Here is a 25,400-nt window from a genome sequence, read left to right on the forward strand (position 1 = left end):
GGACTTCGGTGCCGGACGGGCGCTCGGTCCGTCCGGCACCGGAGAACAGGCGTCAGAGGACCGGCTGGCCCTTGCCGAGCGCGATGACGCCGTTCTTCGAGACCGTGTACAACTCCTCGTCCCGCCCCGGATTGACGCCGATCGTGGCGCCGGGCGGGACGTCCACGTTCTTGTCGAGGATCGAGCCGCGTACGACCGCGCCGCGGCCCACCCGGACGTTGTCGTGGAGCACCGACCCCTGCACCACGGCGCCCTCCTCGATCACCACGCCGGGAGACAGGACGGAGCGGGTCACCTGCCCCCGGATGACACAGCCGGGGGCCACGATCGACTCGCTCGCGATGCCGCCCGCCACGAACCGCGCGGGCGGGAGCTGCCCGGCGTGCGTGTAGATCGGCCAGCGCCGGTTGTCGAGGTTGAACTCCGGCTGGTGCGAGATCAGATCCATGTGCGCGTCGTAGTACGAGTCGAGCGTGCCCACGTCGCGCCAGTAGCCGTGCTCGCGCGGTGTCTCGCCCGGTACGTGGTTGTCGTCGAAGTCGTAGACCTGCGCCATGCCCTGCTCGGTGAGCATCGGCAGGATGGAGCCGCCCATGTCGTGGACCGAGGTCCGGTCCTCGGCGTCCCGGTGCAGCGCGTCCACCAGGATCTTGGTGGTGAACAGGTAGTTGCCCATCGAGGCGAAGACATGCTCGGGATCGCCCGGCAGTCCCGGCACATCGGCCGGCTTCTCCAGGAAGCGGTCGACCCGCGTGCCGTCCGGGCCGGGTGTGATGATCCCGAACTGCGACGCCTCGGCGCGCGGCACCCTGATGCCCGCGACGGTGACCCCGGCGCCGCTCTCGATGTGCCGCTTGAGCATCTGCCGGGGGTCCATGCGGTACACATGGTCGGCGCCGAACACCGCGATGTAGTCCGGCTGTTCGTCGTTGACGAGATTGAGCGACTGGAGAATCGCGTCCGCGCTGCCGAGATACCAGCGCGGCCCCAGCCGCTGCTGGGCCGGCACCGGTGTGACGTAGTTCCCCAGCAGGCTGGACATCCGCCACGTGGTGCTGACATGACGGTCCAGCGAGTGCGACTTGTACTGCGTCAGCACGCAGTTGCGCAGGATGTCGCCGTTGACGAGATTCGACAGGACGAAGTCCACCAGGCGGTACGTGCCGCCGAAGGTCACCGCCGGTTTCGCGCGGTCGGCCGTCAGCGGCATCAGCCGCTTGCCCTCCCCGCCCGCCAGCACGATCCCGAGCACCGAAGGTCCACCACGCATCGCCGCTCCCTCTGTTCGCGACCCTACCGGCCGTCCGGATCCACTACCTACCCGGCTGACGGGACTTGAGCAGCCCTTCGTACACCTCGTACGTACGGCGGGCCACCCGGTCCCAGCCGAACTCGCGCACCGCGCGGTCCCGCCCCGCCGCACCCATCGCCGCCGCCGACTCCGGATCGTCCAGGACCCGGTTCAGCGTCTCGGTGAGGGCCGACTCGAAGTCCTCGGGGTGCCGCGCGTCGTACGGCACGAGCAGGCCCGTGCTGCCGTCGTCCACGACCTCCGGGATACCGCCGACCGCCGAGGCGACGACCGCCGTGCCGCAGGCCATCGCCTCCAGATTCACGATGCCCAGCGGTTCGTACACCGACGGGCAGACGAACGCGGCGGCGTGGCTGAGCAGTTGGACCACCTCGGGGCGCGGCAGCATCTCGGGGATCCAGAACACCCCGTCGCGGCTGCCGCTCAGCTCGTCCACCAGCTCGCGGAACTCGGCGCCGATCTCCGGGGTGTCGGGCGCGCCCGCGCAGAGCACGAGCTGTGCCTCGGGATCGAGCGCGCGGGCCGCGCGCAGCAGATGCGCGACGCCCTTCTGCCGGGTGATGCGGCCGACGAACAGCACGAAGGGGCGGTCGGGATCGATGCCGATCCGCTCCAGCACGTCGGTGCCGCGGTCCGGGTGGTAGAGGCGGGTGTCGATGCCGTTGTGGATCACCCGCACCCGGTCCGGGTCGAGCGAGGGGTAGCAGTCGAGGATGTCGGCGCGCATGCCGCGCGAGACGGCGACGACGGCGTCCGCCGCCTCTACGGCGGTGCGCTCGGCCCAACCGGACAGCTCGTATCCGCCGCCGAGTTGTTCCGCCTTCCAGGGGCGCAACGGCTCCAGCGAGTGGGCGGTCATCACATGCGGGATGCCGTGGAGCATCTTGGAGACATGGCCGGCGAGCGCCGCGTACCAGGTGTGCGAGTGCACCAGGTCGCTGCCATCCACTGCGGCGGCCATCGCGAGATCGACGGAGAAGGTGCGCAACGCGTCGTTGGCGCCCTCGAGTCCGGGCGCGGCCCGGTGCCGTACGACGCCCAGGGCCCGCTCCTCCGCGCTGCTGCCGTCCTCGCCCCAGCAGTGCACACTCAGGTCGGTCAGCTCACGCAGCTCGCGCGCCAGGAACTCCACATGGACGCCCGCGCCTCCGTAGACGTCCGGCGGGTACTCCCGGGTCAGCAGCCCGACCTTCACGCCATACCCCCGTCGCCCGACGATCTCAGCAGTGTCATGGTCACCCGGAAACCTCTCGTGGGGAAGGGCGCTGCGGTGGCCGGTCGAAGACGCAGTCCCCGCAGAGGCCGCCGGACGGGCAACGGTAGTAGAGGCAGCAGCTTCGGCGCCGGAAGGATCCGTCCCGGGTGACGCCGGTGGATCGCAGATCGGGGTGGGCGAAGAGGGCCGCGCCGATGGCGCCGGCCCGCTCGTCCACGTCGGGCCGCCCTGCCCGGCGGCTCCAGACGCGCAGTTCGCGTACGGCGCCGGCGAGGGCGGATCCGGCGTTGCCCCACAGCAGGGCGGGCGAGATCCGGCCGTCGGCGCGCAGGGCCGCCGCCAGGGGGACGAGATGGCCGTACTGGACCACCTCGCGGACCGCCGCCGCGAGGTCGGTGAGGGGTGCTTCCGGGGTGTTCCCCGTGGCCGCGCCGGGCCCCGTGCCCGCGCCGGTCCGCGTGGCCGCGCTGGGCCCCGTGCCCGCGCCGCTTGTGCCCTCGGTGGCCGGGAAGGCTCTCGGCTCGGGCAGCCGGAGGTCGTCTGGCGAGGAGCCGCGGGGATCCCAGAACAGCCGCGCGGGGTCCAGGTCCGGGACCTCGCCGTGCAGTGCGGCCGAGCCCAGTGCGACCGACCAGAGCCGGGCGGCGAGTCCCAACTGCGCGACCGAGGCGGCGATCCGGCGCTCGGGGGCGCCGAGCTTCGCGGCGACCGCGTCGACGCGCGCCGACAGTGGCGCGATGTCGCCCGCGTAGATCTGTGCTAGCGGGATGTACGCGCCGCCGTGCGCCCCCGGTCCGGCGGGCCCGTCGACCGCTCCCGTCCGCAGGGCGAAGAACCCGCCCACCGCTCCCACCGCCGCGAGATCCACTCGCCCTCCCTCTCCGGTCATCCGTCTCGATCGTCGCCGAATGTCACTTTCCGTAACGTCCGGTGGTCGCTCCACGTGCCCGGATCACGGCACCGTTCGTACCCGGCGACCACATCCGCAGGTCCCGGCCACAGCCGCGGGAATGACTACGGCTCTCCCGACGTACTACTACAGCAGTACGTCGGAATGCCGTCTCCAGGACGACGACTAATCGCATCAGGCGAGAGATCGTGGATATATGAGTGCACTCGCGCTGTCCGTGCTGCTGTCACTGGTCTCCGCGGTCGCATATGCGGCCGGGGCGATCCTTCAGGAGCGCGTCGCGGCGGATACGCCTGCCCGGCCCTACGCGCCCCTGCATCACGGCGTGTGGTGGGCCGCTGTGGCGTTGAACGGGGTCGGCGCGCTGCTTCACGTGGTGGCGCTGGCTTACGGCCCGCTGAGCCTCGTACAGCCCCTCGGCGCGCTGACGATCGTCTTCGCGCTGCCGATGGCCGCGGTCTTCGTCCGCCGTAAGGCGGGGGCCGCCGCCTGGCGCGGCGCTCTCATGGCGACGCTCGGACTGGCCGGGCTGCTCGCGCTGACCGGCTCCGCCGGTTCCCACTCGCTGGACTCGGGCGAGCGCACGGTGGTGGCGGGCGCGACCGTGGGCCTGGTGGCCCTGCTGTTCCTGCTCGCGCAGGCCGTGCGCCGGCCGGCCGCGCGCAGTGTGCTGCTTGCCGCGTCGGCCGGTGTCGCCTTCGGTATCGCCTCGGTGTTCACCAAGACCGTCGCCGTCAACTGGACCGAGGGCACGTTCAGCGGTCAGGTGCCGAGCATGCTCGTCATCGCGGGCCTCGCGGCGGCCGGTCTGCTGCTCTCGCAAGCCTCCTACCGAGGTGCGGGGCTCGCCGCGCCGCTGGCGACGGTCACGGTCGTGAATCCGGTGGTCGCGGCGACTGTCGGGCTCACCCTCTTCGGGGAGGGATTCCGGTACGGCCTGACGGGCGCCCTGCTCGCCCTCGGCTTCGGTGTGGTCACCGCGGGCGGACTCGTCCTCCTGACGAAGGAGCGGCTTGCCACACAGACGGCCAAGGCCGCCGCCAGGCCGGTCGAGCCGACCGAGCCGGCGAAGGCGGACCCCGCCGCCGATGCCGATGCCGATTCCGCGCCCACGTCCGGGACGGTCGGGGCGACGGCGGCGCGGGACCGCACCTCGTCGGACCGCCATCTCTGGCACCTGATCCCCTGCCGGGGGTCGAACAGGGCGGGGCGCGAGTCGACGCGCCACACGGCGCGGCGGTCCGTGCGATCAGATGCGGACGCCGCCCGCCCTCAGGTAGGAGACGGGGTCGATGTCGGAACCGTAGCCGGGCCCCGTACGCATTTCGAAGTGGAGATGCGGTCCCGTGCTGTTTCCGGTCGACCCTGAGCGCGCGATGCGCTGGCCCGCGTTCACCTTCTGACCGTCACGCACGTTCAGCGCGGACAGGTGCGCGTACTGGCTGTACTTGCCGTCCGTGTGCCGGATGACGACCTGGTAGCCGTACGAGCCTTCCCAGCCCGCCGACACGACCGTGCCGCCCGCCACGGCCTTCACCGACGTGCCCGTGGGGACGGGGAAGTCGATGCCGGTGTGATAGCCGCTCGCCCAGGAACCGGCCTTGCGGTACGGCGTGCCGGTGCTCGCGCTGACCGGCGCGCTGAAACCGGACGACTGCTTGGGCTTGTCCGCCGTCTTCGGCTTCGAGACCTGCTTGGCCTCTTCCTTGGGCTTCTCGGCCGAAGGCTTCGGCTTGGGCTTGGGCTTCTCGGTCGGCTCCGCCTTCTTCTCGGCGGGCTTCTTCTCCTGCGCCTTCGGCTCCTCCGCCTTCTTGGGAGGAGCGGGCGCCTCGGCGGCCGGTTTGTCCTTCGCCGGGGCGGAGACATGCAGGACGAGCTTCTGTCCGGGGAAGATCAGGTCGGGGTCGCTGCCGATGACCTTGCGGTTGTCCTCGTACAGCCGCTGCCAGCCCTCCCGTAACTCCTGGGAGGCGGCGATCTGCGAGAGCGAGTCGCCCCCCGCCACGGTGTAGCCCTTCCGCTCGGTCGGCACGGACGTGGGCGACGCGGCCTTCTTCGGGTCGCTCGCGGGCGCGCTCGCCGTGGTCTTGGCGCTGTTCGACGTGCTCTTGGCCGTGCTCTTGGCCGGTGAGATGTCGGGGGCGTCACCGCCGCGTGTGAGACCGGCCTTGACCGAGCAGTTGGGCCACGCCTGGGGGCCCTGGCCCTTGAGGACCTTCTCGGCGACGGCGATCTGCTGGTCCTTGGTGGCGAGGTCGGCGCGCGAGGCGTACTGCCCGCCGCCGAACGCCTCCCAGGTGGACTGGCTGAACTGGAGCCCGCCGTAATAGCCGTTCTCGGTGTTGATCTGCCAGTTGCTCGTGGACTCGCAGGCCGCGACCTTCTCCCACGTGTCCACCGGCGCCGCACTGACCGTACTCGCCCCGATGAGTGGCAGAGCCATGCCCGCGCCGCCCGCTGTGACGGTGAGTGACGCACGGTTGATACGGCTCGGCTGGTATTTGCGATGCCGACCGGTTGCGGCCATGAGCGCGGCTCCCCCACTGGCTGGTATGGACGTCTGGGACACGTCGCAATCGGTCAACTTAGGCCAGTCGCATGTGCAATGACAAGGGCTCACCTCGGGAGTCCTCGCGGCACGCGTGCGCCCGTTGTGCGTCCTGCGTGCGTCCTGCGTGCGTCCTCCGTGCGTCGTCGCAGCCCAAAGGCCGGCATTGACAGGTCCGGCACCCGGCGGAGAGTCTGGGGCGAATCGACGGGAGAGCGCTCTCCAACAGGATTGAAGGGGGCAGCATGGCCGAGGACGAGACCGAACGACTGCTGGACAAGCTCGACGTCGGGCAGAAAGTCCGTCTGCTGACGGGTGCCAGCAATTGGCGTACGTACGCCGAGCCGGCCGTCGGGCTGCGTCCTCTCACGATGTCCGACGGACCCTCCGGGGTACGCGGCGAAGCCTGGGACGAGCGGCGGACTTCCCTCGTACTGCCGTCGCCGACCGCGCTGGCGGCCTCCTGGGACGAGGAGTTGGTGCGCGAACTCGGCGGGCTGCTGGCCGCCGAGGCGCGCCGCAAGGGCGTTCAGGTGCTGCTCGCCCCCACGCTGAATCTGCACCGGTCGCCCCTCGGCGGGCGGCACTTCGAGTGTTTCTCCGAGGATCCGCTGCTGACCGCGCGTACGGGCGTCGCCTTCGTCACGGGCGTGCAGGCGGGCGGTGTCGCGGCCACGGCCAAACACTTCGTGGCCAACGACGCGGAGACCGACCGGCTGCACGTCGACGTGCGGGTGACCGAGCGGACGCTGCGCGAGCTGTATCTGGCCCCGTTCGAGGCGGTGGTGAACGCCGGGGTCTGGGCGGTGATGTCCGCGTACAACAAGGTCAACGGCGAGACGATGTCGGCGAGTTCACTCCTGGAGTGGCCGCTGAAGGGGAGCGGGCAGGCGAAGGGGGACGGGCCGCCGGATGCCGGTTGGGGTTTCGACGGGCCGGTCGTCTCCGACTGGGGGGCGGTGCGCTCGCTGCTCGACACCGCGCGCTCGGGGCAGGACCTCGCCATGCCGGGGCCCGAGAGCCCCTGGGCGGCCGGCCTGCTCGCCGCCGTGACAGCGGGTCTGATCGACGAGGCGCGGATCGACGACAAGGTACGGCGGCTGCTGCGGCTCGCCCGGCGCGTGGGTGCTCTGGGGCCCGTCCGGCGGCAGTTGGCGCCGCCCACCGGCGAACAGGCGCTGCTGCGGCGGGCCGTGGCCGCCGGCACGGTGCTGCTGCGCAACGAGCGGGGCGTGCTGCCGCTGGATCCGGCCGGGCCGCGCCGCGTCGCCGTCATCGGCCCGCACGCCGTGTCCGTGCGGATCCAGGGGGGTGGCAGCGCGGAGGTGTTCCCGTCGTCCGTGGTCACGCCGCTGGAGGGGATCGAGGCGGCGCTGCGCGAAGCCGGCGGGACCGGTACCGGTGTGACGTACGCCCCCGGACTGCCGCCGCACACCCGCCCACGGCCGCTGGACCCGGCCTGGACGCGTGATCCGCGTGACGGCGAACCGGGCGTTCTCGTACGGCTGCTGGACGCGGACGGCGCGGAACTGCACGCCGAACACCGGCTGTCGGGCCGCATCGTCGAACCGGCCCGCGTCGCGGGCGCCGTCACCGTCGAGATCCGCGCCATCGTACGGCCCCCGGAGAGCGGGAGTTGGACGCTGGGGGTGGGTGGCTGGGGGCTGATGTCCCTGTCCGTGGACGGCCGGACACTGCTGTCAGGCGAGTTCCCGCTCGACAGCGACGACCCCACCCGCGTCCATGTCTCTCCGCCCTACCGTTGTACGGAGGCCGAGTTGACCAAGGGCGTGGAGTCGCAGGTGGTCGCGCGGCGGCGGCTGGACCCCGGCACGGGTGTGGCGACGCTGCTGGCCGCCGCCCCTCCGCCGGGCGACGCGCGGACGGCCCTCGACACCGCCGTAGCCGCCGCGCGGGCCGCCGACGTCGCCGTGGTCGTGGTGGGCACGACCCAGGAGAGCGAGTCCGAGGGCCGGGACCGTGAGTCGCTCGCGCTGCCCGACGGGCAGGACGCGCTCGTACGGGCGGTGGCCCGCGCGAATCCGCGCACGGTGGTGCTGGTGAACTCGGGCGGCCCTGTCGCGCTGCCCTGGCACCGCGACGTACCCGCGCTGCTCCTCGCCTGGTTCCCCGGCCAGGAGGCCGGACACGGCCTGGCCGACGTCCTGTTCGGCCGCGCGGAGCCCGGCGGGCGGCTGCCGACGACATGGGCGCTGACCCAGGAGGACGTCCCGGTGCTCGACACCCGGCCGCGCGACGGCCGCCTTCTTTATGAGGAGGGCATCCACATCGGCCACCGCGCGTGGCTGCGCGCCGGGGCGGAGCCCGCGTACTGGTTCGGGCACGGGCTCGGCTACACGACGTGGACGTACGAGGGGATGGAGGCGCCCGCCACCGTTACGGACGGGAACGGGGCGGGTGTCGACGTACGCGTACGGCTGCGCAACACCGGCCCGCGCAGGGGGCGTGAGGTCGTCCAGGTCTATGTGGCGAGGACGGCCACGGCGGTAGACCGGCCGGTGCGGGCGCTGGCGGGTTTCGCGACGGTGGAGGCCGACCCCGGGGAGGAGGTCGTGGCGACCGTACGGCTCGCGGCGCGGGCCCTGTCGCACTGGTCGACGGACAGCGGCCACTGGGACACGGAACCGGGCGAGTTCACGCTCCTGGCGGGCTCCTCGGCGGGCGAGCTGCCGCTGCGCACGACGATCACCGTCGATGGAGAGCGCTCTCCGCGGATGCGGTAAATTGCGCTCATGACGGAGGATTCACGAGCGGCCGGCGCGCCCACGCTGGAGGACGTCGCCAAGGCGGCCGGTGTCTCGCGTGCCACCGTCTCACGCGTCATCAACGGCGTACGCAACGTCGACCCGGTGATCCAGGCGGCGGTGCGGGACGCGGTGGCCGTCACCGGGTACACACCGAACCGCGCCGCCCGCTCGCTGGTCACCCGCAAGGCCGACTCGATCGCCCTGGTGGTGTCGGGCGCCGGGGACGATCCACCGCCGGTCGCCGCGACGGCGGGGTCCGCCGCCGGATTCGACGGCGGCGTGGGCTCCTTCATGACGGAGGTCTTCGCGGATCCGTTCTTCGGGCGGGTGGTGACAGGTGTCGTCAACTTCCTTCGCCCGCGCGGGATTCACCCGGTGCTGATGTTCGCCGAGACCTCGCGCGCGCGGGACGAGGTGGTGTCGTACCTGCGTCAGGGCAGCGCCGACGGCGCCCTGGTCGTCTCGACTCACGCCGAGGACCCGCTGCCCGCGCTGATCACGGACGCCGGTCTGCCCGCCGTGCTGTACGCGCGCCCGGCCCGTCCGGTACGGATCAGCTACGTCGACCTCGCCCACCAGGACGGCGCCCGGCTGGCCGCGGACCATCTGCTCGCCCGTGGCCGCCGGCGGATCGTCACGATCGCGGGCCCGCTCGACGTACCGGCCGGACAGGACCGCCTGGCGGGCTTCCGGGACACGATGGCCCGGCACGGGCACCCGTACGTCCCCGTGGCGGAGGGCCAGTTCACCGAGGAGAGCGGCGCGTCGGCGATGGAGCGGCTGCTCGCCGAACACCCGGATCTGGACGGGGTGTTCGCGGCGAATGATCTGATGGCCGTGGGTGCGTGCGAGGTGTTGCGCGAGCGCGGGCGGCGGGTGCCGGACGATGTCGCGGTGATCGGCTTCGACGACAGCCGCGCGGCGGCTGCCTGCCGGCCGCCGCTGACGACGGTGCGGCAGCCGGTGGAGGACATGGCGGCGGAGATGGCGCGGCTGCTGCTGGACCGGCTGTCCCGGCCGGACCGCCCGGTGACATCGGTGATCTTCGAACCCACGCTGGTTCTCCGGGCCTCGGCGTAACGGGCTGTCCGGCTTCCGTCCTCAATCGCCGGACAGGCTGATTCTTGGGTCTGGAACACGTTCTGGCGCCGGCCGACCGGGCCGGGGCCGGCACACCGTACAGCGGTACGCCCGCGCCGCGCCGCGCCGCGCCGCGCCGCCGGCAGGACGTGGTCAAGAGCCGCGGCCGTGCTGTTCCCGCGGTCGGCCGCCTCCACGACGCTAAGATGCGACACGGACATCACCGCACGGGGAAGGCGGCCTGGCCGTATGGACACCGACTCACGTTCCGCTGTCAACCCGGCCCACGGCGAGGGTAGTTCGGCGCCGCCGGCTCGGGAGGGGACGGCTCACGCGCTCGGTGAGATCGTCGCCACGGCCGTGGTCACGTCGGCTCTGGTCCCCTTCTTGCAGACGCTGGCGCAGAAGGCCGCGGAGGAGACGCACGCGGCGGTGCGTGTCTGGCTTCGGGATGTTTTCAGCAAGGCCAAGAACAAGCGGATTCCGCCGGGAGAGCACCACGGCGAGCTCCTTGTCGTCGAGGAGAATCCTCGCCTGAAGATCTACCTGCCGACGAACGCGTCCGACGAGGCACTTCGCGCACTCGAGCAGCTCGACATCGCGGAGCAGGTTGCCGCCCAGGAGGGCGCGGTGGCCAAGGTCCGTATCTACTGGGACGAGCGTACGAGGGCCTGGCGGACCGACAGGTGATGGAGGAAGAGGCGCTGCGCGCCGAGTACGAGGCTTTGCTGCGCACGGAGAGCCGCACGCTCCGACGTCCGTCCGAGAAGGAAGTGGCCGCGCTCTGGCGCGCCTTGACGGCCGAGGAGCGCCGCTTCTTCGGCGGGACGCCACTGTTATCTGGTGAAGCCGGAGCGGCAGATCCGTTCCGCGGGATTCTTCCGGACCTCCAACAGGCCCTGAACAAGGCCGGATTCTCGCTCCCCGAGCCCGTCCATCTCGCGGCGTACCCGCATGAGTCCTTCAACGCCCAGGCCCGCGCCGTACGCACGGGCACGCTGATCCTGATCAATACGGGCTTCACGGTGCTGGTGCTGGAGATCGCCAAGACCTTCGCCGTTTCGATGGGCTTCTTCAACCGCGACGAGGACGGCGGCGTCACGTTCGCGGAGGCGACCGCGGTCGAGCGGGAACGCACAGAGCTGGCCGAAGCCGCCATGGCCCGTTCACTGCTCGCCTATCTCTTGCAGGGAGACGCCACGCGGGGCGGTCGGCAGCCCTTTCACACGGAGTCCGCCGGCATGGCGTGGCGGCTGACCGACGCCACGACCCGCTTCGTGATCGCTCACGAGCTCGCCCACCTGTTGGAGGGCCATCTGGCGACGCCACGGGAGCGAGAGGCCGGAAGCTGGCTGACCCGTACCCGGGAGCAGGAGTTCCAGGCCGACCGGACCGGGGCGCTGCTGGCCTTGCGGGCGCTGGAGAACCCGACCGACCAGATTCTCAACCATTTCGCCGTGGCCGGGCCGTTGTTCTTCTTCGCCATCGACCACCTGATCTCACGTGTGCGCAACGAGATCGACGACATTCCGCAAGGCATGCGGCTGTCCGATCATCCCAGTTCGGACGAGCGGGGCGCGGCACTGCGGGCGATCTTCCAGGACATCCATGGCCCGTTGGTGCTGCAGTTGGCCGACGTCTGTGTGCACTGGCTGGCGGGGCGCGAGGACGGCATCGTCGCCGCGGCGGACCGTCTGATGCGCGGCTGACCGACTCGGACGCACCGCCGGGGTTTGAGGGCTCAGTCCTGTCCGCCGAGGTACTCACGGGCCCGCCGAGCGGCCTCGCCTTCCAGGGAGTCGACGGCGAGCCGGTAGTAGTGGCGCGCCTTGGAATGTCTGCCTTCTCGCTCGAAGGTCCACGCGATGTTGTATGCCGCGGCGGTCCTTTCGTGCAGTTCACCGTGGGCGAGGGCGTACTCCCACCACTTCCGTGCCTTCCTCGAGTTCCTTCCGTACTCGTCCTCGATCACTCCGAGGTTCACGGCGGCCCGTGGTGCGTACTTCGCATCACCGGTTTCGAAAGCCAGTTCGGACACGGCACGAGCGGCCGGTGGATCTTCGAGCCTCAGCATGCTCCCGAGCCGGAAGCCGGCCTCGGCCAGGGCCAGACTCTTTCCACAGTCGACGCAGGAGCGAAAGGCCCGCTTCGCTCCGTCGAGGTCACCGAGATGGTCGAGCATGCCTCCGAGGCAGAGATGGGCAATGGGCTTCATCTGCCCGTCGTCTGTGGCGGCTTCCGTGGCCCTTCGGAAGAACCGCAGTGCTTCTTGAAGGTTGCCATCGGTCTGTTCGAGTTGTCCCAACTGAATGGCTGCCCCGGCGGCCGGCTCGAACTCTCCGTACTCGGCGATCGCCCGATAGGCGTTCTTGACCCGGACCCGGTCGCCCATCGGGTCCGCGTCATTCAAAAAGGCGGACGCCGTATTCAGCAGCACCGTCGTGCCGACTTCGCACAACTGCTTTCGGTACGACGTCGCGGCCCCCGACACCTGTCCCAGTAACTCGCGGGCCACCGTGCTGGAGGCAGGCACCGGCCGGACGTCATCGGTCCCGAACCCTTCGTAACCTGAGCCGAAACCGCCGTAACCGATCCTGAAGCGGCCGTCGTCACTCCACGGCCTTCTGCCGCTCTCGATGAGTTCCAGGTGCTTGGTGTCCATCACGACGGTGATGTCGCCGCGTCGAACAGCGGCGCCGCACAACAGGCATGGGGTACCCAGGAGTTGCCGCGCCCTGTCGGCGACCTGTTTTTCGCCGGTGAACTCAGCAAGGTCCAGGCAATGGAAGCAAGCATTCGAATAGAGCGCTACCTGCACGATTCTTTCCCCGGATTCGGCGTGATGGCATCCGGTCGTCGACGCTACTGCACGCGAGAGCCCGACGCGGCAACTTGCTTACGCATCAAGCCCGTCCGGCGATTGAGGACACCACCCACCAACCCCCAACCGTCACGGCCGCGGTGCCGTCGGGGCCGGGGCCCAGCGTGGGGACCCCTGGGCCGGTGCCGGGGGCAGGGGGCGGGTGCCGCCGCGGGACAGGAACGCCGTCAGCGGCAGCGTCGCCGCGCCCACCGTCACCGCGTCCGGACCCAGGCGGCCCATCTCGACCGTCGCCCGCGCCGCCGTGTGCTGCAGCGCGTACTCGCGGGCGTAGCGGCGGATGTCCGGCAGCAGGTGCGGGCCGATCAACAGGCCCGCCCAGCCGCCCAGGAGCACCCGTTCGGGCAGGAACAGGTTGATCAGGTCGCCGACGGCCGCGCCCAGGCACTCCGCGGTCTCGTCCAGCAGCGCCACGGCGACCGGATCGGGCGCGGGTCCGCCCGGCGGTGGGAACGCGGCGGCCAGCAGGGCCGCCAGGGCCGTCTCGTCGTCCGCGTCGGCGGGCAGCGGACCGCCGGCCTCCTGCCAGCGTTCACGCATCGCTTCCGCGCCCGCGTACGCCTCCAGACAGCCGATGGAGCCGCAGCGGCAGCGGCGCCCGCGCATCTGCACGGTGGTATGGCCCCATTCGAGTGCGCTGCTGCGCTGGTTCTCGTCCAGCGTGCCGCCTTCGCCGCCGTGAATCACGCTGGCGCCGACTCCGGAGCCGATGAGCGCGATCGCGGCGGTGCCCGCGCCTCGGCCGCCGCCGAACCACATCTCGGCCTGCCCCAGCGTCTTGGCGCCGTTGTCGATGAACAGCGGGACCTCGGCGGGTATGTCGACGGCGGCGCGCAGCAGTTTCTCGAACGGCACCGCCGTCCAGCCCATGGTCTGGCCGTGGACGACCGCGCCTTCGGGGCCGTCGCGTTCGATGATGCCGGGGACGCCGATGCCGATGCCGAGCAGTTCGCGCGGGTCGGCCCCGGCGTCCCGCAGGACATGGGCGACGCCCGTGCGGACGTGCGCGACGACGCGTTCGACGTCGTGGCCGTGCTGGGCCAACAGCCTTTCGGTGCGGGCGAGTTCGGTCAGGGACAGATCGAAGAGTTCGACGCGGACGCGGGTCTCCCCGATGTCGATGCCGATCAGGAGCGCGCCGCCGGGGGCGACGCGCAGCAGTGTGCGCGGCCTGCCGCCGTCCGAGTCGACCACGCCGGCCTCCTCCAGGAGGCGTTCGGCGGCGAGTTCGGTGACGACGTTGCTGATGGAACCTGAACTCAGTCCGGTCGCGGGGCCCAGCTCCTGACGGCTCAACGGCCCGTCGAAATACAACCGTTGCAACACCCTCGCCCGATTGCCCCTGCGCAGGTCACGCACTGTTCTTCTGTCCCGCTCGGCCATGGTGCTCCTTCCCAGCAGGCAACATACCCCGGTCCCAGACCTTGACGCGACCTTCTCTCACCTCTTAAATCACGACATAAATTAAGCCGTGAGGCAGCGTTCGACTCTCGAACACAGCCACCCCGGAAAGGGGCCTCCATGCGCACGACCAGAGCCGCAGCAATCGTCACCCTCGCCACCGCCCTGGCCGCCACCGTCACCGGATGCGGTGGCGGCACGTCCACCGACGGGGGCGGCGGCAACGACTCGCCCAAGACGCTCACCTACTGGGCGTCCAACCAGGGCCCCAACATCGAGGCCGACAAGAAGATCCTCACTCCCGAGCTGAAGAAGTTCGAGAAGGAGACGGGGATCAAGGTCAAGCTCGAAGTGGTGCCGTGGTCCGATCTGCTCACCCGGATCCTGGCCGCCACCACCTCCGGGCAGGGCCCCGACGTACTGAACATCGGCAACACCTGGTCGGCCTCGCTCCAGGCGACCGGGGCGCTGCTGCCGTGGGACGACAAGAACTTCGAGGCGATAGGCGGCCGGGACCGCTTCGTCGACTCGGCGGTCGCCTCCGCGGGTGCGGAGGGCCAACCGCCGGCGGCCGTACCGCTGTACTCGCTCGCGTACGCGCTCTACTACAACAAGCAGATGTTCGCGGACGCCGGTATCGACGGACCGCCCGCCACCTGGGACGAGTTGGTCGCCGACGGCAAGAAGCTGTCCAAGGACGGCAAGTGGGCGCTGGGCGCCGAGGGCGGCAATCTGTCGAACAACATCCACCAGGTCTTCGCGCTCGGCCAGCAGCACGGCGCCGACTTCTTCGACGCGTCGGGCGAGCCGACGTTCACCACCGACGGCAACGTGGCCGCCGTCAAGCAGTACGTCGACTTCATGGCCAAGGACAAGATCATCGCTCCGGGCAACGCGGAGTACGCCCAGAACCAGTCGCTGACCGACTTCGCCAAGGGCAAGACGGCGATGGTGCTGTGGCAGGCCGCCGCCTCGACGTTCGCCTCGCAGGGCATGAAGCCCGAGGACTGGGGCGCCGCGCCCGTACCCGTGCCGTCCGGCGCGCCCGGCACCGGCGAGCAGGTCAACTCGATGGTCGCCGGTATCAACATCGCCGTCTTCAAGAACACCAAGAACCTGGACGGCGCCAAGAAGTTCGTCAAGTTCATGACGAGCGACGCCGAGCAGAAGCTTCTCAACAAGACCTACGGATCGATCCCGCCCGTCGCGGCGGCCCAGACCGACCCGGCGTTCGCCGCGCCCGATCTGAAGGTCCTGCGCGACACCCTCGCGAACAGCGCGGCGCCGCTCCCCCAGGTGCCCGAGGAGTCGCAGTTCGAGACGGCCGTCGGCACCGCGGTCAAGGACCTGTGGGCGGACGCCGCCTCAGGGACCCCCGTGACCACCGAGTCCGTCAAGAAGCGGCTGGACAAGGCCCAGCAGCAGATGCAGCAGTGAGGCACCCGCCCATGACGTCCACCGTGACTCCCCCGACTCCCCCCGTGAGCACGTCGGGCAGCGGTGCGGACCAGGGCGTCGGGGGTGCGCGGCGGCGGCGTCTGCCGCGCCTCCCCGACCGGATCCGCCAGGGCGGGCTGCCCTATCTTCTGCTGCTCCCGGCCGTCCTGCTCGAACTGCTCGTGCACATCGTCCCGATGGTGATCGGGATCGTCATGAGCTTCCGCGAACTGACGCAGTTCTACATCAACAACTGGGGCACGGCGCCGTGGCGGGCGTTCGACAACTACAAGATCGCCGTCGACTTCGACGCCCCGCTCGGCGAGGCGCTGCTCCACTCCTTCTACGTCACGTGTGTCTTCACGCTCATCACGGTCGGTCTGTCCTGGCTGTTCGGCATGGCCGCCGCGGTCATGCTCCAGGAGAATTTCCGCGGCCGTGGGCTGCTGCGGGCCGTCTTCCTCACGCCGTACGCGCTGCCGGTGTACGCGGCCGTCATCACCTGGGCGTTCATGTTCCAGCGCGACAACGGATTGATCAACCATGTCCTGTACGACCAGCTCGGCCTCACCGACGAGCCGTCCTTCTGGCTGATCGGTGACAACAGCTTCATCGCGCTCGTCGTCGTGGCCGTCTGGAAGTCCTGGCCGTTCGCCTTCCTGATGCTGATGGCGGGGCTCCAGAACATCCCGCGCGAGCTGTACGAGGCGGCGTCCATCGACGGCGCGGGCGTCTGGCAGCAGATCCGCAAGATCACCCTGCCGTCGCTGCGCCCGGTCAACCAGGTGCTGGTGCTGGTGCTGTTCCTGTGGACGTTCAACGACTTCAACACGCCGTACGTGCTGTTCGGCGACTCGGCGCCCGAGGCGGCGGACCTGATCTCGATCCATATCTACCAGTCGTCGTTCGTCACCTGGAACTTCGGTACGGGCTCCGCGATGTCCGTCCTGCTGCTGCTCTTCCTGCTGCTGGTGACGGCGGTCTACCTGGTGGTCACCTCGCGCGGAAGGAAGGGTTCCGGTGCCGTCTAAGGCCCTGGCCGGCAAGGCCAGATCTCCCCTCGCTCCGCCGGCGTCCTTCCTGTGGACCCGCCGGATCATCCTGGCGTTCCTCACCGCCTTCGCCCTGCTGCCCGTCTATGTGATGGTCAGCAGTTCGCTCAAGCCGCTTCAGGACGTGACCGGCGAGTTCCAATGGATCCCGTCCGAGATCACCGTCCGCCCGTACTTCGACATCTGGGAAACCGTCCCGCTCGCGCACTACTTCATGAACTCACTGATGGTGGCGGGCGCGGCGACGGTGCTGTCCGTGACGATCGCGGTCTTCTCCGCGTACGCCGTGAGCCGCTACCGGTTCAAGGGCAAGCGCGTCTTCACCGTCACGGTGCTCTCCACACAGATGTTCCCGGGCATCCTCTTCCTGCTCCCGCTGTTCCTGATCTTCGTCAACATCGGCAACAGCACGGGCGTCGCCCTGTACGGGTCGAGGGGCGGGCTCATCCTCACCTATCTCACCTTCTCCCTGCCCTTCTCGATCTGGATGCTGATCGGGTACTTCGACTCCATCCCGAGGGATCTGGACGAGGCCGCGATGGTGGACGGCTGCGGCCCGTTCGGCGCCCTGTTCCGGGTGGTCGTGCCCGCCGCGATCCCCGGCATCGTGGCGGTGGCCGTCTACGCGTTCATGACGGCCTGGGGCGAAGTGCTCTTCGCGTCCGTGATGACGAACGACGAGACCCGCACGCTCGCCGTCGGTCTCCAGGGCTACGCCACCCAGAACGACGTGTACTGGAACCAGATCATGGCGGCCTCGCTCGTCGTCAGCGTGCCCGTCGTCGCCGGGTTCCTGCTCCTCCAGCGCTATCTCGTCGCCGGTCTGACGGCGGGAGCGGTGAAGTGACGGGACGTCAGGTGATTCCCCGTCAACCGATTCCTCAACCGGCCTCTGCGGAAAGGCAGTCAGTGAACGACCTCAACGCCCTCCCCCACGATTTCCTCTGGGGCGTCGCCACCGCCGCCTACCAGATCGAGGGCGCCGTCGCCGAGGACGGCCGCTCGCCCTCGATCTGGGACACCTTCTCCCACACCCCCGGCGCCGTCGACAACGGCGACACCGGGGACATCGCCTGCGACCACTACCACCGGGTCCCCGAGGACATCGCTCTGATGAAGCGGCTCGGGGTCGGCTCGTACCGCTTCTCGCTCGCCTGGCCGCGCGTCGTGCCCGGCGGCGACGGGCCGGTGAACGAGGCGGGGATCGGCTTCTACGACCGGCTGGTGGACAGCCTGCTGGAGGCGGGCATCACCCCCTTCGCCACGCTCTACCACTGGGACCTCCCGCAGACGCTCCAGGACCGCGGCGGCTGGCCGGCCCGCGAGACGGCCGAGCACTTCGCCGCGTACGCGTCCGTCGTCGCCGAGCGTCTGGGCGACCGGGTCAAGGACTGGGCGACCCTCAACGAGCCGCTGTGCTCCGCGTGGATCGGCCATCTGGAAGGGCGGATGGCGCCGGGGCTCACCGACATCGAGGCCGCGGTGCGCGCCTCGTACCATCTGCACCTCGGTCACGGCCTCGCCGTCCAGGCCGTGCGCGCCGCGTCCTGCGACGCCCGGATCGGCATCGTCAACAACCTCAGTCCGGTCGAGGCGGCCACGGACCGCGCGGCGGACCGGGCGGCGGCCGTGCGGGCCGACGGCCACATCAACCGCTGGTGGCTGGACCCCGTCCACGGGCGCGGCTACCCGCAGGACATGCTCGACGTGTACGGGGTGGAGCTGCCCGAGCGCCCCGGCGACCTTCGGACCATCGCAGCGCCGCTGGACTGGCTGGGGCTGAACTACTACTTCCGCCAGGTCGTCGCCGACGACCCGGCCGGGCCCGCGCCGTACGCCAGACAGGTCTATCTGCCCGGCGTGCGCCACACGGGCATGGACTGGGAGGTGCACGCGGACGGTCTGGAGGAGCTGCTGCTACGGCTGAGCGGGGAGTACGGCGCACAGCGCGTCTACGTCACCGAGAACGGGTCGGCCTACCCGGACGTCCTGCGGGACGACGGCACGGTCGACGATCCGGAGCGCACCCGCTATCTGGAGGAGCATCTGGCGGCCTGCGCGCGTGCCGTACGCAAGGGGGTGCCGCTCGCGGGGTATTTCGCGTGGTCGCTGCTGGACAACTTCGAGTGGGCGTACGGCTACGACAAGCGGTTCGGCCTCGTTCATGTCGACTACGCGTCGCAGCGGCGGACGATCAAGTCGAGCGGGTACCGGTACGCGGAGATCATCCGGCAGTCGGCGGACCGGAACCACAAGGCGGCCTGAGCCACGCGTGCCTGTCCCCGGCAGCGGTCACCACCGCTGCCGGGGACAGGAGTTACCTCTCGCAACCGACGCCGCGTCAGACGCGCGCCTGCGCGAGCGAGGGCTCCGTGCCCGCCTGGGCGACCACGGAGGCCGCCACCCGCGAAGCGAAGCCCAGCATCTCCAGGGCCTGTGCGCGCCCCAACTCCCGCACGCCGCCGCCCGGTTGGACACCGTCCAGGACCAGCCAGGTGATCATGGCAGCCATGAAGGCGTCACCCGCGCCGATGGTGTTGACCACCTCGACCGGCACGGCGGGCACGGACACCGGTTCGGCGGACCCGGTGTAGGCCGTACTGCCCCGCGATCCCCTGGTCAGCACGACCAGCGCGCCACCGGCGGCGAGCCTTCGGCATGTCTCGTCGGGCGTCGAGTCCGGCCACAGGTGCGCCAGATCCTCGTCGCTGGCCTTGACGACCTGGCCCAGCTCGCACAGTTCGCGCAGCTTCTCGGCTCCGCCCGCCGCGTCGAGCGTGCGGTCCTCGCGCACGTTCGGGTCCACCACCAGCAGCGGGCCGCCGGCCGCCGCCGCGCGCGCCGTCGTCGCCACCGCCGAGGCGGCGGGTTCGACGACTGCGGCGAGGCCGCCCACGTACACCGCGGCGAAGCGCTCCACGTCCGTACGCTCGGGCAGTTGGAAGGTCGCCGTGCGCAGGAGGTGGAAGTGGTATCCGGTGCCCTGCGGGCCGGGGTCCGCGACGGCCAGCGCCGTGGGGAGTTCCGGCCGGACGCACAGGCCCAGCTCGACTCCCGCCGACACCAGCCGGCGCTCGATCGACCGGGCGAACCCGTCGTTCCCGAGGGCCCCGGCGAACCAGCTCGGCGTGGCGAGCCTGGCCAGTCCGGTGGCCACGTTCGCGGGGGCGCCGCCGGGCTGGGCCCGGTGCTCCTGAGCGTCGCCGGCCACCGGCACCAGATCGATCAGCGCCTCGCCCATCACCAGGACGGCGCCGGAGCCCGGTTCGGGGCCCGGTGCCGCGCCGGGCGCTTCGGTCACGGCTCCACCACGATCTTGCGGCCCTGACCCGCCTTGAACCTCTCGATGGCGTCCGGGTACTGCTCCAGCGGCAGCCGGTCGCTGATGAACACCGCGGGGTCCAGGACCCCGGCGGCGAACAGCGCGGCGGCCCGCTCGTAGCTGTGCAGCACCGCCATCGAGCCGGTGATGGTGATCTCCTGGTTGTAGATCTTGTACGGCTCGATGACCGCCGTCGTCGCGTAGTCGGAGACCCCGAACTGAAGGAAGGTGCCGCCCTTGGCGACCCGGCCGAGGCCGTCCTGGATGGCGCCCGCGTTGCCTGTCGCGTCGATGACCACGTCCCAGCCGCCCGGCCGCTCGAACTCCTCGGCCGAGGCGCCCGCCCGGGACACGCCGAGCTTGGACGCGGTGGCCAGGCGCTCGGGGTTGATGTCCAGGATGTCGACGCCCGCGGCGCCGGTGCGCTTGGCCAGCTCCAGCATCATCAGGCCCATCGTGCCCGAACCGTAGATCAGCACGTCGGCGCCGAGCGTGCTGCTCAGCACGTCGTAGCCGCGTACCGCACAGGACAGCGGCTCGATGAGCGCCGCGTCCCGCACGTCGACATGGTCGGGGAGCTTGACGCAGTTGGCCACGGGCGCCACGGCGAACTCGGCGGCGCCACCGGGGACACTGACCCCGATCGCGTTCCACCGGTCGCAGAGGTTGCCGCGACCGGCCCGGCAGTAGCGGCACTCGTGGCAGTACAGCGACGGGTCGACGGCGACCTTGTCGCCCAGCACCAGCTCCGTGACCTCCGAACCGATCCCCACGACCTCACCGGCGAACTCATGGCCCGGCACGATCGGCAGGGTCGGCGCGAACTCGCCCTGGAGGATATGCAGATCGGTACCGCAGATACCGCACGCGGAGACGGACACGACAACGTCGCGCGGGCCAGGGGTCGGGTCGGGGACCGTGGTGACCGACACCTTGCCGACACCTTCGACGATCGCTGCCCTCATTTGACGGCTCCAAGAGAAAGGCCCTGGACAAGCTTGTCCTGGGCGGCGAAGCCGGCGGCGAGCACCGGCAGGGACACGACGACGGACGCGGCGCACAACTGGGCGAGGAAGAGGCCCTGGCTGGTGACGAATCCGGTCAGGAAGACGGGCGCTGTCTGGGCTGCCACACCGGTCAGGACCCGGGCGAAGAGCAGTTCGTTCCAACTGAAGATGAAGCAGATCAGCGCGGTGGCCGCGATACCGGGGGCGGCGACCGGCGCCACGACCCGGACCAGGACGGTGGGCAGCCGGGCGCCGTCCACCTGTGCGGCCTCGATGATGGACACCGGCACGTCCGCGAGGAAGGACTGCATCATCCAGACCGCGATCGGCAGATTCATCGAGGTGTAGAGGATGACGAGCAGCCAGATGTTGTCCAGCATCCCCACGTTCTTGGCGAAGAGATAGACCGGCAGCAGTCCGGCGACCACCGGCAGCATCTTCGTGGAGAGGAAGAAGAACATCACGTCCGTCCATTTGCGGACGGGCTTGATGGACAGCGCGTACGCCGCCGGCAGCGCCAGCACAAGGACGAACAGGGTCGAGAACACGGACGCCGTCACCGAGTTGATGAGCGGCGGCCAGGGGCTCGCCCCGCCCTCGGAGCCGAAGAACGCGCTGTAGTTGTCGAAGCTCAGCGGCGCGGTGAGGGACGGCGGGTTGGTGGCCGCGTCCGACTCCGAGTGAAGGGACGTCAGCAGCATCCACAGCGCGGGGAAGCAGAAGACGATCCCGATCACCCAGGCCAGCAGACCCAGCGCGGTGGAGCGCCGCTTGGCGCGGCGTGCCTCGGGGCCGTACTTGTCCTGATGCTGCACCGGCTTGGACGTCTTGCCGTTGGTCCCCTTGCCGGGGGCGCCGGCGGTCTTCGGTGCGGAGAGTGTGCTCATGCGCGCTTCGCCTCCTCACTGAAGAGGGACGAGACGACGCGCAGGGCGAAGGTCGCGATCACCATGGTGCCGATCACGACGACCACGCCTGCCGCGGAGGCCAGTCCGTACTCGTGAGCCTGGTAGAAGGTCTGGTAAATGGTGTAGGGGAGGTTGGCGGTACCGAGACCGCCGGCGGTGATGGTGAACACGGCGTCGAAGTTCTGCACGATGTAGATCGAGCCGAGCAGGACGCCGAGTTCGAGGTAGCGGCGCAGATGCGGCAGCGTGAGGAAGGCGAACATCTGCCAGGCGTTCGCGCCGTCCAGCCTCGCGGCCTCCATCATGTCCAGCGGCCTGCTCTGGAGCCCGGCCAGCAGGATGAGCATCATGAACGGTGTCCACTGCCAGACGAGCGACGCCTCGACGGCGAGCAGCGGCATGTCGGAGATCCAGTCGGGCTGCGACGCGTTCTCGACACCGAACAGGCCGGTGAACCAGGCCCAACCGCCGTTCAGCAGGCCGTACTCGGGGTTGTAGAGCACATGCTTCCACAGCAGCGCCGCCGAGACGGGCACCAGCAGGAACGGGGTGATGAGCAGCGTACGGACGAAGCCCCGGCCCATGAACTTGCGGTCGAGCAGCAGCGCGAGCAGCAGTCCGAGCACCACGCTGGCGATCACGACGCTCGCGGTGAGCAGTATCGTCGTGAACACCGACTCACGCAGGTCCGCGTCGGTGAACACGGAGCCGTAGTTGGACAGTCCGGAGAAGCTACGGGCGTCCGGGTTGAGCGAGTTCCAGTCGAACAGCGAGATGAACAGCGTTGCCACGAAAGGCAGTTGGGTAACGGCGATCAGGAAGATCAGAGCGGGCAGGAGGGGGGCCCGGGTGGCCCAGGCTCGGGCCCGTCCGGCCCCCCGCGAGCCACGACCCGCCGAGCGGCGGGACTTGGCCGGTGGGGACGGGTCCGCCGGGGCCGGCGGCGCCGCGCTGACGGAAGTGCTCACCGGTACTCCTCGGCTACCTTCTCGGCCAGCTTCTGCGAAGCCTCCAGAGCCTCGTCGACGGACTGGCGGCCCGCGATGGCCTCGCTGATCTCCTGGGAGACCTTCGTACCGAGGTCGGTGAACTCGGGGATGCCGACGAACTGGATACCGACGGTCGGGCGGGGCTGGGTGCCCGGGTCACGCGGGTTGGCGCTGGAGATCGCCTCCGACGTCACATCGGCGAACGCGGCGGCCTCCTTGCGGTAGTCGGCGTTCATGTAGGTCGAAGCACGCTTGCCCGCCGGGACGTTGGCCCAGCCGATCTCCTTGCCGACCAGCTCCTCGTACTCCTTGCTGGACGCCCAGGAGATGAACTTCCAGGCGCTGTCGGTGTTCTTGGACGCCTTCTGCATGCCCCAGGCCCAGGTGTAGAGCCAGCCGGAGCTGTCCGTCTTGTCGACGGGCGCCGGCACGTAGCCGATCTTGCCCTTGACCGGGGAGTCCTTGGCCTCCAGCGAGCCCGCGCCCGCCGTGGCGTCGTACCACATGGAGGTCTTGCCCTGCGTCATGTTGTTGAGGCACTCGGCGTAGCCGGCCTGCGGCGCGCCCGCCTCGCCGTGCTCGCGTACGAGGTCGACGTAGAACTTGGTCGCCTTCTTGAACTCGGGCGAGGTGAGCTGCGGCTCCCAGTCCTCGGTGAACCAGGTGCCGCCCATCGTGTTGACGACGGTCGTCAGCGGGGCGATGACCTCGCCCCAGCCCGGCAGACCGCGCAGACAGATGCCCTTCATGCCCTCCTCGGCCCCGTCGGTCTTGGCCGCGAGGTCGGCGACCTCCTGCCAGGTGGGGTTGGCGGGCATCGTCAGATTCTCCTTCTCGAACACGTCCTTTCGGTACATGAGGAAGGAGGACTCACCGTAGAACGGCTGGCCGTAGAGCTTGCCGTCCTCGGCCGTCAGCGACTCCTGGAGCGGCTTGAGGATGTCGCCCTGGTCGAACGCCTTGTCCTTCTGCGCGTACTCGTCGAGCGTATGCAGCCAGCCGTTCTTGGCGAAGAAGGGCACCTCGAAGTTGCTGATGGTCGCGACGTCGTACTGGCCGGCCTGGTTGGAGAAGTCCTGGCTGATCTTGTCGCGTACGTCGTTCTCCGGCAGCACCGTGAAGTTGACCTCGATGCCGGTGTCCTTGGTGAAGTTGGCGGCGGTCAGCTTCTGGAGTTCGACCATCTGCGGGTTGTTGACCATCAGCACGTTGAGCGTCTCACCGCTGTCGGAGCTGGTGCCGCCCGCGCCGCTGCACCCCGCGAGGAGGGCCGTCAAGGCCGCTCCCGCGCCCACACGTACGCCTATTCCACATCGTCGCTGCTGGAGGGTCATGAGAATCTCCTGATCATTCGGTTGCGAAACTGCGGGTTGCTGTGAGGGGTGGAGAAGATCGTGGGGCGTCGTCGGGCCGTACCGGTCCCGCCCCCTGGCCGTTGCGGCAGGGGTAGGGGTGGGGGTAGGGAACTGGGTGCGGCGGGTCAGACGCGTATGACCTGGGGGCCGAGCAGCGAGTAGCGCTGCGCCTCCGCCGACGGGAGTCCGACATCGGTGACGATCGTCTCGAAGTCGCTGACATCGGCGAACCGGCAGAAGCTGACGGCGCCGAACTTGGTGTGGATTCCGGCGAACACCTTACGGCGCGCGCTGCGCATGGCCTGGGCCTTCACCTCACTGACGGCCGGGTCGGGGGTGGTCAGCCCGTACTCGCGCGAGATGCCGTTCGCGCCGACGTAGGCCAGGTCGATGACGAAGTCGGAGAGCATCCGGGTCGCCCAGTGGTCGACGGTGGCCAGGGTGCCGCCGCGCACCCGGCCGCCGAGCAGCAGGACGACGATCTTGTCGGACTCGGCCAGTCCGGTGGCGACCGCCAGGGACGCGGTGACGACGGTCAGCGGCCGGTCCCTGGGCAGGGCCTCGGCGACGAGTTGGGGGGTGAACCCCTCGTCGACGAAGACGGTCTCGGCGTCACCGATGAGATCGGCGGCGGCTGCCGCGATCCGTGACTTCTGCGGTACGAGGCGGGTGGTCCGCACCGCGAGAGTCGTCTCGTAGCCGGCGCTCTCGACGGGGTACGCGCCGCCGTGGGTGCGCCGTACCAGACCGTGCTCCTCCAGGGCGTGCAGGTCACGCCGGACGGTCTCCTTGGCGACGCTCAACTTGGTGGCCAGCGCGGTGACTTCCACTGACCCGTCACGTCGGGCGATCTCAAGAATTTCTCGTCGGCGTTCGTCCGTGTCCACGACACACACTTCCCTGCTCTGCTGCGGCTCAGCACCCGTTCGGGCTCATGGGTCGTTTGTACAAGCAAGAGACCCGGCTCGACCAGGTTATTCGCGGCTTTGAGTGTGCCCGTTCATGCCCGTTTACTCATCAGCGTAAGCGCTGGTGATACGGGGGGTAACCCCCTTCGGCGCCCGTTTCCGCGCCCGATTGACGCTGATCCCTGCCCGAACGGCGCCCGAGGCGGTGGAGGGGCTTCCACGGATCGGCCTTCCAAACGTGAGCTGCGTCCCGTCCGGCCCCTCAAAACGGTCAGCGAAACGGGCACAGAAATGTGTATGACCCAC

Annotated in this window: 21 protein-coding genes; 9 read left to right on the forward strand and 12 right to left on the reverse strand. The window is 69.9% G+C overall.

What is annotated here, in order from left to right; translation table 11 throughout:
• Window positions 1–52: 52 nt before the first annotated feature.
• From glgC to OG329_RS04070, 3 genes are read right to left on the reverse strand one after another with little or no spacing between them, the layout of a single operon-like run.
• Entirely contained in the window at window positions 53–1,270 is a 1,218-nt protein-coding gene (glgC, locus tag OG329_RS04060) for a glucose-1-phosphate adenylyltransferase (RefSeq protein WP_405792865.1), read from the reverse strand.
• A 43-nt stretch (window positions 1,271–1,313) separates the two neighbouring features.
• The gene (gene glgA / locus OG329_RS04065) at window positions 1,314–2,507 is read right to left on the reverse strand and encodes a glycogen synthase (RefSeq protein WP_405792867.1); all 1,194 of its coding nucleotides are present in this window, start codon (window positions 2,505–2,507) and stop codon (window positions 1,314–1,316) included.
• A 40-nt stretch (window positions 2,508–2,547) separates the two neighbouring features.
• The gene (locus tag OG329_RS04070) at window positions 2,548–3,417 is read right to left on the reverse strand and encodes a (2Fe-2S)-binding protein (protein WP_405792868.1); all 870 of its coding nucleotides are present in this window, start codon (window positions 3,415–3,417) and stop codon (window positions 2,548–2,550) included.
• 217 nt (window positions 3,418–3,634) lie between these two features.
• Here OG329_RS04070 and OG329_RS04075 point away from each other — a divergent pair, with 217 nt between their 5' ends.
• On the forward strand, window positions 3,635–4,807 hold the full coding sequence (locus tag OG329_RS04075) for a DMT family transporter (RefSeq protein WP_405792870.1): 1,173 nt from the start codon (window positions 3,635–3,637) through the stop codon (window positions 4,805–4,807).
• Here OG329_RS04075 and OG329_RS04080 read toward each other — a convergent pair.
• Window positions 4,688–5,965: a peptidoglycan DD-metalloendopeptidase family protein gene (locus tag OG329_RS04080; RefSeq protein ID WP_405792872.1), complete on the reverse strand. Its 1,278-nt coding sequence runs from the start codon at window positions 5,963–5,965 to the stop codon at window positions 4,688–4,690. The genes OG329_RS04075 and OG329_RS04080 overlap by 120 nt on opposite strands.
• Before the next feature lie 266 nt (window positions 5,966–6,231).
• On the opposite strand from OG329_RS04080, the gene OG329_RS04085 reads away from it, so the two are divergent.
• From OG329_RS04085 to OG329_RS04100, 4 genes are all read left to right on the forward strand, one after another.
• Window positions 6,232–8,730, forward strand: a complete 2,499-nt coding sequence (locus OG329_RS04085) for a glycoside hydrolase family 3 C-terminal domain-containing protein (protein ID WP_405792874.1) — start codon at window positions 6,232–6,234, stop codon at window positions 8,728–8,730.
• Window positions 8,731–8,739: 9 nt separating this feature from the next.
• A complete protein-coding gene (locus OG329_RS04090; RefSeq protein ID WP_405792876.1) occupies window positions 8,740–9,834 on the forward strand; it encodes a LacI family DNA-binding transcriptional regulator in 1,095 nt (364 codons plus the stop codon).
• A gap of 249 nt (window positions 9,835–10,083) precedes the next feature.
• Complete coding sequence (locus OG329_RS04095) at window positions 10,084–10,524, forward strand: hypothetical protein (RefSeq protein WP_405792878.1); 441 nt, start codon at window positions 10,084–10,086, stop codon at window positions 10,522–10,524.
• Complete coding sequence (locus OG329_RS04100; protein ID WP_405792880.1) at window positions 10,524–11,543, forward strand: hypothetical protein; 1,020 nt, start codon at window positions 10,524–10,526, stop codon at window positions 11,541–11,543. The genes OG329_RS04095 and OG329_RS04100 overlap by 1 nt, the downstream gene beginning before the upstream one ends.
• A 32-nt stretch (window positions 11,544–11,575) precedes the next feature.
• Here the strand turns inward: OG329_RS04100 and OG329_RS04105 are convergent, their stop codons facing one another.
• Entirely contained in the window at window positions 11,576–12,652 is a 1,077-nt protein-coding gene (locus OG329_RS04105) for a tetratricopeptide repeat protein (RefSeq protein ID WP_405792881.1), read from the reverse strand.
• 132 nt (window positions 12,653–12,784) lie between these two features.
• Window positions 12,785–14,098, reverse strand: a complete 1,314-nt coding sequence (locus OG329_RS04110) for an ROK family transcriptional regulator (protein WP_405792883.1) — start codon at window positions 14,096–14,098, stop codon at window positions 12,785–12,787.
• Between the two features lie 138 nt (window positions 14,099–14,236).
• On the opposite strand from OG329_RS04110, the gene OG329_RS04115 reads away from it, so the two are divergent.
• The 4 genes from OG329_RS04115 (at window position 14,237) to OG329_RS04130 (ending at window position 18,870) form a co-directional block, all read left to right on the forward strand.
• Complete coding sequence (locus OG329_RS04115) at window positions 14,237–15,553, forward strand: ABC transporter substrate-binding protein (protein ID WP_405792885.1); 1,317 nt, start codon at window positions 14,237–14,239, stop codon at window positions 15,551–15,553.
• Window positions 15,554–15,564: 11 nt separating this feature from the next.
• Window positions 15,565–16,584: a carbohydrate ABC transporter permease gene (locus OG329_RS04120; protein WP_405792886.1), complete on the forward strand. Its 1,020-nt coding sequence runs from the start codon at window positions 15,565–15,567 to the stop codon at window positions 16,582–16,584.
• Complete coding sequence (locus OG329_RS04125) at window positions 16,574–17,452, forward strand: carbohydrate ABC transporter permease (protein WP_405792888.1); 879 nt, start codon at window positions 16,574–16,576, stop codon at window positions 17,450–17,452. The genes OG329_RS04120 and OG329_RS04125 overlap by 11 nt, the downstream gene beginning before the upstream one ends.
• Window positions 17,453–17,514: 62 nt before the next feature.
• Window positions 17,515–18,870 carry a GH1 family beta-glucosidase gene (locus OG329_RS04130; RefSeq protein WP_405792890.1) on the forward strand — a complete coding sequence of 452 codons (1,356 nt, stop codon included), beginning with the start codon at window positions 17,515–17,517 and terminating at the stop codon, window positions 18,868–18,870.
• 76 nt (window positions 18,871–18,946) lie between these two features.
• On the opposite strand, the gene OG329_RS04135 is transcribed toward OG329_RS04130, so the two are convergent.
• From OG329_RS04135 to OG329_RS04160, 6 genes are all read right to left on the reverse strand, one after another.
• Window positions 18,947–19,906, reverse strand: a complete 960-nt coding sequence (locus OG329_RS04135; protein ID WP_405792892.1) for a PfkB family carbohydrate kinase — start codon at window positions 19,904–19,906, stop codon at window positions 18,947–18,949.
• Window positions 19,903–20,892 carry a zinc-dependent alcohol dehydrogenase family protein gene (locus tag OG329_RS04140; RefSeq protein ID WP_405792894.1) on the reverse strand — a complete coding sequence of 330 codons (990 nt, stop codon included), beginning with the start codon at window positions 20,890–20,892 and terminating at the stop codon, window positions 19,903–19,905. The genes OG329_RS04135 and OG329_RS04140 overlap by 4 nt, the downstream gene beginning before the upstream one ends.
• On the reverse strand, window positions 20,889–21,821 hold the full coding sequence (locus OG329_RS04145; RefSeq protein ID WP_405792895.1) for a carbohydrate ABC transporter permease: 933 nt from the start codon (window positions 21,819–21,821) through the stop codon (window positions 20,889–20,891). Before OG329_RS04145 ends, OG329_RS04140 begins: the two co-directional genes overlap by 4 nt.
• A complete protein-coding gene (locus OG329_RS04150; RefSeq protein WP_405792897.1) occupies window positions 21,818–22,810 on the reverse strand; it encodes a carbohydrate ABC transporter permease in 993 nt (330 codons plus the stop codon). Before OG329_RS04150 ends, OG329_RS04145 begins: the two co-directional genes overlap by 4 nt.
• On the reverse strand, window positions 22,807–24,165 hold the full coding sequence (locus OG329_RS04155) for an ABC transporter substrate-binding protein (RefSeq protein ID WP_405792899.1): 1,359 nt from the start codon (window positions 24,163–24,165) through the stop codon (window positions 22,807–22,809). Before OG329_RS04155 ends, OG329_RS04150 begins: the two co-directional genes overlap by 4 nt.
• A gap of 146 nt (window positions 24,166–24,311) precedes the next feature.
• Window positions 24,312–25,073, reverse strand: a complete 762-nt coding sequence (locus OG329_RS04160) for a DeoR/GlpR family DNA-binding transcription regulator (RefSeq protein ID WP_405792901.1) — start codon at window positions 25,071–25,073, stop codon at window positions 24,312–24,314.
• Window positions 25,074–25,400 lie beyond the last annotated feature (327 nt).

The organism is Streptomyces sp. NBC_01506, assembly GCF_045040295.1.
Classification (GTDB): Bacteria; Actinomycetota; Actinomycetes; order Streptomycetales; family Streptomycetaceae; genus Streptomyces.